This window comes from Oceanobacillus sp. MO10714A (genome assembly GCF_037072045.1).
In the GTDB taxonomy this organism is placed as follows: Bacteria; Bacillota; Bacilli; order Bacillales; family Amphibacillaceae; genus Oceanobacillus; species Oceanobacillus indicireducens.
On sequence record NZ_JAXHDC010000003.1, the window covers coordinates 155,963 to 169,268 of the forward strand.

Below are 13,306 nucleotides of genomic sequence, written 5' to 3' on the forward strand. Positions count from 1 at the left end.
TATGTCCCAATTTCAATTTGTATTATCTTCTTCCAATTCTTCTTTTTCCCCATGGATTACTTCTTCTAAATCATCTTCGAGTGTGATATCCGCTAACTTCACTTTACTCCGGTAAGCAGCTCTTGTAACCAGGTGACCAGATACAGGAGCAGTTAAGAATACAAAAACAATCCCTAGTACAAGGCGTACACTGAAGTAATTTTGACTTTCCAAAATATAAATCAACGCACCTGTTAAAGTGAGTAATACACCAAGTGTAGAACTTTTCGTTGCTGCGTGAGAGCGAGTATAAACATCAGGAAATCGAATATTCCCGATGGCACTGACAACCGCAAACAATGAACCGATAAAAATTAAAATGGCACCGACATATTCAATCATCACGCTTACGTTCAATGATAACACCCCTCTCTATATACTTCGTGAAGGAAATCGTACTAATGAACGCAAGGATAGCAAGCACGAGTATCACTTCTAAGAAAGCACGAGTATCAAGGAGTATTGAAATAATCGCCAGTGATGAAATGATTTGAACACCAATCATATCAAGGGAAAGGACGCGGTCCGGTAAGCTCGGTCCGATAATAATCCGGATGAGTGTAATGGCAATCGCCACCCCGAACAGAATGAGCGACGTAACGAGTAATGTGTTAATCATTAGCGCGTCACCTCCATAATTGCTTTTTCGAAAGTATGCAAGGATTTGAGCAACATTTCTTTCGATTCCTCGAGATCCATCCCATGGATATATAAGTAGTCCTCTTCAGGTGCTACTTCCATGACCACTGAACCCGGCGTCAATGTAAGAAGTAATGAAATCGCAGTGATTTCCCATTCTCCCCGCATTTGCGTCTCATATTTAAATATGCCAGGTTTATAGGTTACTTTTGGGCTTAATATATGTTTCAATACCCAAATGCTGGATGAGAATGTCTCACGGATAAAGATGAGTAGTAATTTGAATAAAGCCCACGGACGGGCGAGATAGAATCGCTCGCCGAATAGTCGGTGCATCAAGAAGACGATTCCGATTCCGACAATATATCCGAACACGAATGTTGTGAATTGCAGTTCGGGTTCATCACTAATAAATACCCATAATATAGCAATAAATACGTTTAGAAAAAATTGTGCTGGCATCCATAGTCAGCTCCTCTTTTGACTGCTGCTCATTGTTGCTTCCTAACGAGCAGCAGATTAATTACTCCAATACAGCATCAATGTAAATTTGTGGGTTGAGCAGTGTATTGGCTGCGTCGGCTACGAAGGGAGCGAAGTACTCTGCTCCGAGTCCAAAAGTAAACATAAGTGCTGTGAACAAGCCAAATGAAACCATCCAGCCCTTCTTCATCGGTACCTCGTCATCAAAACTGATGATTGTCTCTCCCCAAAAGCTATTCAAGAAAACTCTTAAGAGGGAATAAAGGACAAAGATACTGGAAATAAAGCCGAGCGCGAGCAGAATATAAGAGCCCGCTTCAACTGCCCCTTGACCAACAAGTACTTTTCCGATAAAACCGCTCAGCGGCGGTACCCCGGCTAAAGATAGCATAACGATAAAGAACATCCATCCGAATACAGGATAGTTACGGATTAAACCACTCATGTTATCAAGCCGCTTCTCTCCTGTCACGGTAATCATAGTCCCAGCAAGCAGGAAGAGCAGGGATTTTGCAACCATGTCATGCATCAGATAATAAACCGCGCCTTCCAGTGCTTCCTGTGTCATGACGGCAAGCCCCACTAAGATAAATCCAACCGCAATAATGACGTTATAAGCGACAATCTGCCGGATATCTTTATAAGCAATCGCTCCAATACTCCCCATAATGAGTGTCAAACCAGCTAAAATCCCGATGATTGTATGGGTAATTTGCGGTTCATGGTAAAAGATCAACGTGAACACACGGATCATGACGTAAATTCCTACCTTTGTCAGCAATCCTCCGAACAAAGCTGCAACAGCAGTTGGTGGGGCACTGTATGAACCTGGTAACCAGAAGTACAGAAGCAATCCGGATTTCAAAGCGAAAACAATCAGGAATACAAGACTCGTCACTGTCAGTAATGGTGTCTGTCCAGATTCACTGATTAATACTGAAATATGCGCCATATTCAAGGTTCCAAGCTGTGCATACAAATATGCGATAGCAACGAGGAAAAACCAGGAAGAAATAATATTAATAACGACATATTTAAGCGATTCTCTTAGCTGCATTCGTTTTCCGCCGAGGACGATTAATACATAAGAAGCGAGTAGCATAATTTCAAAGTTTACATAGAGGTTGAAAATATCGCCTGTTAAAAAGGATCCGTTAACACCTGCGAGGAGGAAGTTAACAAAGGAGTAGAAATACATATACTCTATTTTCTCGCCAATTGAAGAAAAAGCATAAATTAAACAAATTAATGTCACGATACTTGCGGCGGTAACAAGAATGACTGCAAAAGAGTCTGCTACAAACAGAATTCCAAATGGCGGCTCCCATCCCCCAAAATCGAGTCGGATGATGCCGTCCGTCTGAATCCACTGCAGCATATAGATACTTATTCCGATTGTCACGAGCAATCCTAGGACGGTTAATACCCGCTGTGTTTTTATATATGGTCTTAAAAAGATCAGAATAATGCCAAGCATAATTGGAAGAGCCATCGGCAGTACAATAATATTATTCATACTTCCTACCTCGCAATTCTTCCATATTGTCCGTTCCAAGCGTTTGATAAGCACGGTATGCAAGTACAAGCACAAGGGCCGTCACCGCAAAGCTGATTACAATTGATGTTAGAATCAACGCTTGCGGGAGCGGATCAACAAATGTACTAACGTCGTCATCTCCCAAAATCGGCACATTCCCCTTCTTCAGTCCGCCCATCGTAATGATTAATAAATGTGCGGCGTGGGAATAGACGGCCGTTCCGAGAATGACACGAATCACACTTTTCGATAAGACGAGATAAGTCGCAATCGTGACCAAAACGCCGGTTAGGATGATCATCAATGTTTCCATAGCCTACACATCCTCACTAATACTTAAGATAATCGTAATTACAACCCCAACTACCGCGAACGATACACCAGCTTCAAATATCGTCACAGTACTTAATTCAATTTCCCCGAAGAAAGGTACTACAAAATTACCGAAGCTTTGAGTAAGAAATGGCACATCAAATACAAATGCACCAAAGCCCGTCCCAACTGCTAGAAATGCTCCAAATGCAGCAACCTTTTTGAAATCGAGCGGAATACCCTTCTTAATCGTTTCAATATCAGTTACGAGAAGCAGCAGTACAAACGCAGCTGAAAGGGCAAGTCCGGCAATAAATCCACCGCCCGGACTGTTATGCCCCGCGAAAAACAGGTAAACAGCCAAGGTCAGGATAATAAATACAGCAAGCTTCGTAACGGTACGCAAAATGACATTATTGATTTTCAAACTTATCCCCCCGATTTCCTGCCTTCAGTTTAATAATGGAGTACACTCCAATTCCGGCAATGAGGAGCACAACAACTTCAAGCATCGTATCAAACCCACGGAAGTCACTTAGAATCGTATTCACGATGTTGCGTCCGCCTGCAAGTTCATAAGAGTTCTCGAAGTATGTCGAAATCCGGTCAAACAAACGATTATTTTGAACTGCCAAAGCCACGGCAGTGAACGATGCACCAAAACCTATTGATATAAGCAATTTCGACAGATTTATTCTCCGTGGTTCGTTTTCCTTCTTCCATTCCGGTAAGAAATAATAAGCAACAAGGAAGAGAACGGTTGTTACCGTCTCAATGACCATTTGCGTTAGTGCAAGGTCGGGCGCTCGGAAGATAACGAATAACAGCGCAACTCCGTAACCCAAAACACTATTTAGGAGAATAGCAGTGAGCCGGGATTTTGCAAACAGAATGGAAATAGCCGCAATAATCAGCGTCAGTGCAATGATCCATTCAAAAATTGATATCTCCGCATTACCTGAGATCGTAAAGTCATATGATCCCGTCAAGACAAAGGCTCCTGCCACGAGCAGGATAAAGAATAAATAAATATACATTAAATAATGACGTAAAAGACCTGTCATATAACTGTTCGTAAACTTCCTGGACGATTTAACACTTTGCTCCAGTGTGAAGTTATACAATGTATTCAGCGACCAGCCTATCGGGAAAATCGCATAGATCCAGCGCCAAGCTCTTGGGAAGGAATAGAGCAAGATACCGAGCACGACGACACCAATTGTCATCCAAAGTGCTGTATTAAGCCCATGCCAAGCCGATATTTCTACACCTAAATTCATTTCTGTTACAAGGGTCGGGAACACACTTTCCACCGCTGGACGGATAATATAATTTCCAAGCATGTTCGGCATGAGGAAAATAAGCACGACGAGTCCTGCCAAAATAACAGGAGAAATCAGCATACCGCCAGGTCCTTCATTTGCCGGTCGTTCCAGCCTTTCTTCCTTATATGGTCCAAGAAAAGTCTGAAATACGATAATCATACTGTACACAAAAGTGAAAATACTTGCCACCCACGCTACTATCGGAATCAAATTACCGATTGTATCCATATGAAATATACCAAGCTCGGTAATATCAACGGCTGCTTGGAAGAACATTTCCTTACTTAGAAAACCATTGAATGGAGGTAAACCAGCCATGGAAAAACTTCCAATCAAAGACACGGTAAACGTAATCGGCATAATTGTCGCCAAACCTCCGAGTCTTCTGATATCCCTTGTCCCTACTTTATGGTCCACAATTCCAACTGCCATGAATAATGCACCTTTAAAGGTGGAGTGGTTCACAAGATGGAACAATGCGGCGAAGGTTGCTTGTGAGTAAAAGACAGATTCTGTAGAATAACCGAAGTGAAGGGCAACGGAGCCCATTCCGAACATACTCATAATCATCCCAAGCTGACTAATCGTAGAAAAAGCAAGAAGAGCCTTAAGATCTGTTTGCCGCACAGCCTGAAATGAACCCCAAAACAGCGTAAACAACCCTACTCCAGTCACAATCCAGAACCATATCCCCTCACCACCAAATACTGGTGTAAAACGGGCAACCAAATAAATTCCAGCCTTTACCATTGTCGCAGAGTGTAAATACGCGCTGACCGGCGTCGGCGCTTCCATCGCATCTGGCAACCAAATATGGAATGGGAATTGAGCAGACTTTGTAAACGCCCCAAAGAGGACGAGCAACATGGCCGGCACAAACAAACCGTGCCCCGTCATCTCCGGCATGATCTGAATAACTTCCCGCACACTCAGCGTTCCGGTCATTGTATAGATCATTAAAAATCCAATAAGCATACCAAAACCGCCACTTACCGTGATAAGTAATGATTTCTGTGCTCCTTCCCTGGAACGCTTCCGCTGATACCAGAATGCAATTAAGAGGAAAGAAGAAATACTTGTCAGCTCCCAGAACACATAAAGCACCATCATGTTGTCAGATAGCACGACACCAAGCATCGCACCCATAAACAGCATTAAATACGTATAAAAATGTCCCAGCTGTTCATTTTCAGACAAATAGTAAATCGAGTAAAGGATCACAAGTGTTCCAATACCCGTAATAAGTAGAGCTAAAATTAAGCTAAGCCCATCCAAATAAGTGGTAAAGTTAATTCCATAGGAAGGAATCCATGAAATGGTGTGCAAAAAAGTCTTACCGTTTGCAATCTGAGGTATATAAAACAAAAGATAGCTAAATAATGATACAGCAACAATCATCGGTAATAATCCGATATGCAGCCGCGTTCCTTTTTTATAGAAAAGCGGGATAAGCATTGCAGCTAAAAAGGGTATAAGTACGACGAAATTCAAAGTTACCAAAATCAAACCTCCAATCAAAAGTCACCTGTCGACTGCATAAAACATACAGGATTTCTTCAAGAAAACATGCCGGTGTTGTTGTATATATGAAGTTATTTCATGATACCTTGACTTAATAAGTTACGCGTATGATAATTAAGGGGCAACAAACCATTCGGAAACAAAGAATGTTGAATAGTATGTTATAAAATATTATGTGATTTTGTAGTTAAACCTTTGTGGAATTGATATTACAAGTATTAATTATACATGAACATTAAACTGCTTGCACTTCAGAAGACTGGCGGGGCCTAAAAATAAATTTGTGTATTACTATTTTTCCCGTTTCCACATACTTATAACATGAAGTAAATTTTTCCGATTAGGTCTTCACGAACATTAGAATACATGTTAAAATGATACAGTTTCATCAAACAAAGTGAATTAAGCAGCAGAGTAATTAGGATAAAGAGGTGAATTTTGCCATCATGAAAAATATTAAAGGCCGTATGGATGAAAGGATTTTAGTCTGTGTTTACTATGGGCCAAATGGTGAGCGATTAATCCGGAGAGGACATAAACTTTCTCAAATTATGAATTGCCCATTATATGTGCTGACAGTAGACCCGCTGCCATACGACGACTTCGATGCGGAACGATCGAATTATGTGGAGGCTTGGGAAGAGTTATGCGATCAGCTTGGTATCGAAGAATTCATCTTGCGCGATAACGAAAAACGCCCGGTTGCAAAAGCAATAGCTGAAGTCGCCCATAGCCGGAACATCACGCAAATTGTTGTCGGGCAGACACCACAGAGCCGCTGGGAAGAAATTACAAAAGGTTCCTTCGTCAATTCAATTTTGAAAGAAATAACATTTGTCGATGTGCATATCGTATCCGTCGACCGTTCCCTAAAGAGCGATACCGATACGGATTTTGAAAAAGGCGTTCGTGCATTTTTAATCAAAGACGGGGACGATTACCGGATTACCTTCACAAGGGCGAGAGAAAACTTATATGAAGGAATCTTTTATAAAGAAATCGGCACAGACTTTAACAATGGGATCTTTAAATTTGTAACAAAGCATGGTAAAACTCGCCAACTCCATATAACAGACGACCTAGCAATAGGGGAAATCAAAGATGAACCGAATGTGAAAGTTGAGAAGCATTAGGGTAACCAAGAATAAAGGAGAAAGCGCCCTTACAGTAAGTTTAGCGGGCGCTTGCGCCGGACGTGGCTAACCCTGGATACCTAAGTTAGCACAGCATTTAATTTAAACGTTTCCTATACAACAAACAAAAATACCCGGAACGAGCAGCAATGCAAGGTTCCGGGTATTTTTTTATTCTATGGTCATGATATTCGCGAGTTCAATTGGGTCGATTGCTTTGCCATCACGGTAGACACGCATGTTGCCGCCGGAGATTTCGTCGATTAAGATAATATTCCCTTCTTTATCACGGCCGAATTCAAGTTTAATATCGTAGAGCTCAATATTTTTCCGAGCGAGTTCTTCCTTAATAATATCGGAAATATCAATAGTTAATTGTTTTAACGTCACATAATCCCCGCCGGAAAGAATACCGAGCATGCTAAGTGCGTCCCTGCTGATTGGTGGGTCATTACGCTCGTCATCTTTCAGCGTAACCTCCACAAACTTCTCTAGTTCTTGCCCTTCCTCCACGTATTTGCCATAGCGACGGAGGAAACTGCCAGCTGCCCGGTAGCGGCAAATAACTTCCAAACCATCACCGAAAGCATCTGCCGGTACAACGGTCATCGTTGTCCTATCTAAATCACTAGCAATAAAATGAGTTGGAATATTTCTCTCCTTAAGTATTTCGAAAAATAATGTGGTAAGCTTCAGCCCAGCCTGACCTGCGCCTTCCATTGTCATCCCAACCGTATTCGCACCCGGGTCAAAAACACCAGCATCCCCTGTCACATCGTCTTTAAATTTCAATAAATAATTACCATTATCAAGTTCATAGACATCTTTCGTCTTACCTTCGTATAGTCGCTTCATTTTATCCCTCAGTTCTATGGGTGTATTATGCCTATTATTTTAGCATAGAAATTTGCGCTTGAAAAAGAACATGAGCTTATATACACTTTTGCACAAGCAGACAAAAGAATATTTCCATATTTTCATGTATAATAGTAATCAAGCGAAACATGCACGGAGGTGACGTAATGGATGCATCTAAAATACTTGCTAAATTAGAAAATAGAACACCCCGGGTTATGGGCGAACAACATTATAGACAATCTGCCGTACTTCTACCCCTCACAACCATTCAGAATGAAACCCATATCCTATTTGAAGTAAGGGCGATGCATATGCGGAGTCAGCCTGGAGATGTCTGTTTCCCTGGTGGGAGGATTGACCCGCAAGATCCAAGCCCGAAGCATGCAGCAATCCGGGAAACAACGGAAGAGTTGGGGATTAGCGCTAAGAATATTGAAGGGTTGACCCCTCTTGATTATATCGTTAATGACAGCGGCCGCATCATTTATCCCTTTGTAGGAACCTTGCTTCAACCGGAAACAATCGTTCCAAACGAAGCTGAAGTAGCAGAAGTATTCACCGTCCCGCTCGATTTCTTCCTAGAAACAGAACCGGAAATTTATAAAGTCCGTGTCCACGTGACGCCAGAAGATAATTTCCCATTCGACCGTATTGTCGGTGGCAAAGACTATAAATGGAGCGCCAACCATATCAATGAAATCTTCTATCAATACAACGGCAAAGTAATCTGGGGACTAACCGCAAGAATACTCACCCACTTCCTTCAGCTCATTAGAAAATAAACGAGACTAGAGTCAGTGCATTTGTCCTAATTCTTAAATGCAACAACGTAAAAGGCATATACGCTTCCTGCCCGAAGCATATATGCCTTTCTTTAACGACGTCTGGCTCCAGCGCCCAGCAACTATCAAACTTCACACTCCTCCAATCGATAAGTCAACATCAACTCACTGCGTTCGTTGTGTTTCCTTTATCTCATTTCGGAGTGCTCCAGTTTGTACGTTGCTAACCGGGCGCTTCCGCCTTTTTATATAATTAACCCCTTTTTGTTTGAAACCTAACCCTCTACTTTTTCTACAACACGTTCTCTCATTGTTCCGTTTTTCATAAAGTTTGTATGCCAGGAGAGTGCTTTCTCAAGGACATGCGGTGTCTGCCCTCCGCGTCCAAGTGCTTCCTGGTAATATGCCCAAAGCTGTTCCCGATACATCGGATGGGCACAGTTTTCAATAATGAGTGGAACTCGTTCTCTTGGTGCGAGTCCCCGTAAGTCAACATACCCTTGCTCCGTTACAATAACATCTACATCATGTTCCGTATGATCAACGTGTGATACGAATGGCACAACACTAGAGATGTCGCCATTTTTTGCAATTGACTTCGTAACAAAAATTGCAAGTCTTGCATTACGAGCGAAATCTCCTGATCCACCGATACCGTTCATCATTTTCGTTCCGGTAACATGTGTCGAGTTCACGTTTCCATAAATATCTAGCTCAAGTGCTGTATTAATCGATAGGAGACCTAGTCGACGGATAAGCTCTGGCTGGTTGGAAATTTCCTGTGGGCGGATGACAAGCTTATCCCGGTATTTCTCAAAGTCACCGAAGACAGTTTCCATCTTTTCTTCCGATAAAGTAATGGAGCAGGCAGAAGCAAAATCGACTTTCCCCGCATCGATTAAGTCAAATACAGCGTCCTGCAATACTTCGGAATAGACTTCAAGATTTTCAAATTCCGACTCCAGCATCCCATGCAATACTGCGTTCGCTACCGTTCCAATACCCGACTGCAATGGCATAAGTTTTTTCGTTAAGCGCCCATCCTCGATTTCTTCCCTTAGGAAATCAAGCAAGTGATCTGCAATTTGCTGCGTTTCTTCATCCGGCGGTAAAATAGTCGATGGAGAGTCCAACTGCTCTGTAAAGACAATTCCTTTAATTTTATCTATATCTAATGGAATTCCGATATCTCCGAGACGATCGTCTACTTTCGTTAATGGAATCGGCTGTCTTTTCCCTTGCACTTCCGGACTGTACAAGTCGTGTACTCCCTCAAGACTTTCCGGTTGAGCTGTATTGATTTCAATTATCAAATGGTCCGCCGCTTCAACAAAAGCTAGGTTGTTCCCAACGGATGTACTTGGGATCAGTAATCCATCTTCCGTTATCGATACGCCTTCGATGATTGCGTAATCTACTTCAATTACACCCGAACGCAAGAGTTCAGCAGTATGAGACAAGTGCTGGTCGGCAAACAAAAGATCCCCTGAGTTAATTGCTTTACGCATTGCTGGATCAGCCTGGAAAGGAACTCGTTTGTTCACAATGCCCGCTTCTGCCATCATCTTATCAATATCAGAGCCGAGGGAGGCGCCCGTGTATACGTTTACTTTTATGTCCTCGCCATCTTTCGCTCGCTCCACTAATGCTCTCGGTACTGCTTTCGCATCGCCTGCCCGCGTAAAACCACTCAAGCCTAGTGTCATTCCATCTTCAATCCATGATGCCGCAACTTGCGCAGAAGTAACGCGATCATGAAGCTCCGTAAGATGTATGCGCTTTAATCTTTCCCGCATGAAAATTTCCCCCTTCTCTAAAAAGATCTCTTACAAATAATTTTACAAGAGAATTAGGGGGAAATTGGATTTCCAGGATAGACTTCATATTTATTTGATTAAAACAAGCCTAATTGTGAACAAACCATGAATTTTTTGCATTAAAATCCTAACAATTTTCGGAAATAACTAGAATAGGATTGACTTACTGGAATCTTCTCTCCGCCGATCATCGATAATAATAAAGTCGAATGCGTGTCAGGGAAAATCTCTTTAATATGGTGTACATTCACGATAAAAGAACGATGACAACGTACAAATATATCCCGAGGTAATAAATATTCAAATTCCTGAAGGGTGTTCTTATGTGTCCCATAATCATGTTCAGCAATGACGTGGGTTTTCCTATCTTTCGCTTCTAAAAACTGCACTTCCTGAAAAGGAATCGGTTTCCAGCCATCTTCCGTCCGCACCGTCACGACCGATTTCCCATCGGTGAATGCTGGATAAATAGCCGTGACACAACCAGCCACTTCTTTTCCTTCAAAATAAGGTACAGCCATTCCATGATAAGGCACACCGAATACAGAACGGTCGATGAACTCGGAGGATTTTTGCTTCGTTGCAATAGCTTGATATGCGATCGTTCCTTCCTTAATTGGATCTCCTGGCGTAATTTTTAAATCGATTCGTTTACTCCTGCGATAATAAATATATTCCTTCGTATCCGAGACTGCGATGGATACTTCATCAGAAAAAAGTTCGCCCATGACATCCAATAAGGAATCTAAATTCAACATCTTCATGTTCCACCTCATCATTCGTTTAAAGCTTTATACTTACTATGCATTCTGGAAAGTTTTCGGCATGACGACTGCGACAACTTCCCCTTTAACAACACATTCCTCACCGGCAAAGACCTCAGCATGTACTTTCCACTTCTTCGGATGAACTTCTTCTACCGTCCCAATCGCTGTCAAAGGTACACCTTGTGGAGTCGGTTTCATAAAATCCAGATGGAGCGATGCTGTCACAAATCTTGGAGGTTCTGCCCCGTCCCCCGGTTCGTGACCATTTTTCCGGTGCAAGGCCAATGCTGCCGACCCTGTTCCATGACAATCAACAAGCGATGCAAGCACACCACCATAGACAAAACCTGGTATTGCCTTATGTTCGTCTTTCGGCTGATATTCTGTCCTCGTCTTCTCCCCTTGCCAAAACGTCCGGAAATGATGCCCCGCTTCATTTAATCTGCCACACCCATAACACCAAGCAAACTCATCTGCATATTCATCTTGGATCGCAATTCTTTCCTGCACCATCACTTTTCCCCCTTGTATAATTACTCTTCCACACATTGAAAAACTACCTTTAGTATATCATATATCTATTTGGTTGCCCTTTCACATGTTTTAACGACTGAGGCCGTTAGTAGCGGAATTTACTTAACTTTGGTAATCTATAAAGTGGAACTTCATTCAGTGGTGCGAGCTTTTCTCCCCTGCTGAATGATCTAAGCCAATCGGTCCGTTACTGGTTGTTAGGTCTCCCCTTTCGTATTAACGAGTTAACTAGCGTTTGAAGTCGGGAGGGCTTACAGCGAGTTACACAGTGATAGATTGGGAGATAAATCGTGATGCGAACAAACTTGAGGGGGTTATTTCATGAAGAGGCTAGTAATACTAGGCGGGGGTTACGGCGGGATTAAAGTGCTCTCCGGATTGCTAGAAAATTATCTTCCAGACGATATAGAGATTACATTGATTGACCGGAACCCATTTCGTTCCTTAAAAACTGAATTCTATACGATTGCAGCCGGAACGGTCGCTGATTCAGAAGTACGTGTGGAATTCCCGGAGGACAAGCGGGTCCAGTATATGTTTAAAGAAGTTACAAAAATTGATACAGAAAATAACAAAATCATATTCGAAGACCCAGAAGATACACTTCACTTTGATTACTTGGTAATTGGACTCGGTTGCGAAGACAATTACCACGGCGTTAAAGGGGCCATCGAATATACAGAAAGTGTTCAGACCTTTTCTAAGGCAAGACATACAGGCGTCGCGGTCGGTAACTTGAATGCTTACGGTAAGGTTACTGTTGTAGGAGCTGGTTTGAGCGGAATTGAAGTAGCTTCTGAAATCCGCGAAAGCCGGCCGGACTTGAACATTCGCCTGCTCGACCGGGGACCGACTGTTTTGAAAGCATTTGATGAGAAAATCCAAAATCATGTAGAAAGATGGTTCATTGCCAATGATGTCGATGTCATTCATCACTCCAATGTTGAATATGTAGAAAAAGACGGTGTGTGCAATAATGGTGTCTGTTACTTGAATGATGTCACTATTTGGACCGCTGGTGTAAGACCTGTCTATCTTGTCCGTGAACTGCCATTCAAAAAAGACATGCATGAAAAGATCATCGTTAATGAATATTATCAAGTACCAGAGCAACAAAATATTTTCGTCCTTGGTGACTGTGCCGCGTCCGAGCTTTCGCCAAGCGCCCAGCTTGCAGGGGCCCAAGGAGAACAGCTTGCTGAAATCTTACTCGCACTATTACGCGGCAAAACTCCGAGAAAACCACGCCCAATCAAGTTAAGAGGCACACTTGGATCCCTCGGGAAATCGGATGGTTTCGGTAATATGATGACAATGCCAATGACCGGGCTCCTTCCCCGCTTAGCAAAGTCTGGCGTATTATGGTTGAACAAACGTCACTAATGTTAATAAATCTCACGCTATATTAAGGGTAAACCATACTTTAGAGGAGTGAGATCATACGTTTCATCTTCAAGCTTACTGTCAGTTTGATCGCCGCATTCCTGTGGTTGTTCTAACACTCCAAATCAATAGCTTGAATTCTTTTCATCATTTTGCAAAAATAAAACAAAGTAATA

The 13,306-nt window shown here is 42.3% G+C and carries 14 protein-coding genes; 3 read left to right on the forward strand and 11 right to left on the reverse strand.

Features of this window, described 5'->3' with window-relative positions; translation table 11 throughout:
• Positions 1–12: 12 nt before the first annotated feature.
• From SPD53_RS04475 to SPD53_RS04505, 7 genes are all read right to left on the reverse strand, one after another.
• Positions 13–396 carry a Na+/H+ antiporter subunit G gene (locus SPD53_RS04475; protein ID WP_188855854.1) on the reverse strand — a complete coding sequence of 128 codons (384 nt, stop codon included), beginning with the start codon at positions 394–396 and terminating at the stop codon, positions 13–15.
• Entirely contained in the window at positions 374–658 is a 285-nt protein-coding gene (locus SPD53_RS04480) for a Na(+)/H(+) antiporter subunit F1 (RefSeq protein ID WP_156854078.1), read from the reverse strand. Before SPD53_RS04480 ends, SPD53_RS04475 begins: the two co-directional genes overlap by 23 nt.
• Positions 658–1,140 (reverse strand): Na+/H+ antiporter subunit E, encoded by a 483-nt coding sequence (locus SPD53_RS04485; protein WP_156854076.1) that lies wholly within the window; start codon positions 1,138–1,140, stop codon positions 658–660. The genes SPD53_RS04480 and SPD53_RS04485 overlap by 1 nt, the downstream gene beginning before the upstream one ends.
• A gap of 61 nt (positions 1,141–1,201) precedes the next feature.
• Positions 1,202–2,677, reverse strand: a complete 1,476-nt coding sequence (locus SPD53_RS04490; RefSeq protein ID WP_188855855.1) for a Na+/H+ antiporter subunit D — start codon at positions 2,675–2,677, stop codon at positions 1,202–1,204.
• Positions 2,670–3,011, reverse strand: a complete 342-nt coding sequence (locus tag SPD53_RS04495; protein WP_156854072.1) for a Na(+)/H(+) antiporter subunit C — start codon at positions 3,009–3,011, stop codon at positions 2,670–2,672. Before SPD53_RS04495 ends, SPD53_RS04490 begins: the two co-directional genes overlap by 8 nt.
• Before the next feature lie 3 nt (positions 3,012–3,014).
• Positions 3,015–3,437, reverse strand: coding sequence for a Na(+)/H(+) antiporter subunit B (locus tag SPD53_RS04500; RefSeq protein WP_156854071.1), 423 nt, complete (start codon positions 3,435–3,437; stop codon positions 3,015–3,017).
• Positions 3,424–5,835, reverse strand: a complete 2,412-nt coding sequence (locus tag SPD53_RS04505) for a Na+/H+ antiporter subunit A (RefSeq protein ID WP_336251758.1) — start codon at positions 5,833–5,835, stop codon at positions 3,424–3,426. Before SPD53_RS04505 ends, SPD53_RS04500 begins: the two co-directional genes overlap by 14 nt.
• Before the next feature lie 467 nt (positions 5,836–6,302).
• On the opposite strand from SPD53_RS04505, the gene SPD53_RS04510 reads away from it, so the two are divergent.
• Positions 6,303–6,989, forward strand: a complete 687-nt coding sequence (locus SPD53_RS04510) for a universal stress protein (protein WP_156854069.1) — start codon at positions 6,303–6,305, stop codon at positions 6,987–6,989.
• Positions 6,990–7,160: 171 nt separating this feature from the next.
• Here the strand turns inward: SPD53_RS04510 and SPD53_RS04515 are convergent, their stop codons facing one another.
• Positions 7,161–7,844, reverse strand: a complete 684-nt coding sequence (locus SPD53_RS04515) for a phosphoribosylaminoimidazolesuccinocarboxamide synthase (RefSeq protein WP_336251759.1) — start codon at positions 7,842–7,844, stop codon at positions 7,161–7,163.
• A gap of 167 nt (positions 7,845–8,011) precedes the next feature.
• On the opposite strand from SPD53_RS04515, the gene SPD53_RS04520 reads away from it, so the two are divergent.
• The gene (locus SPD53_RS04520) at positions 8,012–8,629 is read left to right on the forward strand and encodes an NUDIX hydrolase (protein WP_156856235.1); all 618 of its coding nucleotides are present in this window, start codon (positions 8,012–8,014) and stop codon (positions 8,627–8,629) included.
• Positions 8,630–8,904: 275 nt separating this feature from the next.
• Here SPD53_RS04520 and SPD53_RS04525 read toward each other — a convergent pair whose 3' ends face one another.
• From SPD53_RS04525 to SPD53_RS04535, 3 genes are all read right to left on the reverse strand, one after another.
• On the reverse strand, positions 8,905–10,425 hold the full coding sequence (locus tag SPD53_RS04525; RefSeq protein WP_336251760.1) for an acetyl-CoA hydrolase/transferase family protein: 1,521 nt from the start codon (positions 10,423–10,425) through the stop codon (positions 8,905–8,907).
• A 140-nt stretch (positions 10,426–10,565) separates the two neighbouring features.
• Positions 10,566–11,210 (reverse strand): LytTR family DNA-binding domain-containing protein, encoded by a 645-nt coding sequence (locus SPD53_RS04530; RefSeq protein ID WP_188855862.1) that lies wholly within the window; start codon positions 11,208–11,210, stop codon positions 10,566–10,568.
• Positions 11,211–11,246: 36 nt separating this feature from the next.
• Positions 11,247–11,726, reverse strand: a complete 480-nt coding sequence (locus tag SPD53_RS04535) for a PaaI family thioesterase (RefSeq protein WP_442946162.1) — start codon at positions 11,724–11,726, stop codon at positions 11,247–11,249.
• 342 nt (positions 11,727–12,068) lie between these two features.
• On the opposite strand from SPD53_RS04535, the gene SPD53_RS04540 reads away from it, so the two are divergent.
• A complete protein-coding gene (locus tag SPD53_RS04540) occupies positions 12,069–13,130 on the forward strand; it encodes an NAD(P)/FAD-dependent oxidoreductase (protein WP_336251761.1) in 1,062 nt (353 codons plus the stop codon).
• Positions 13,131–13,306: the final 176 nt, after the last annotated feature.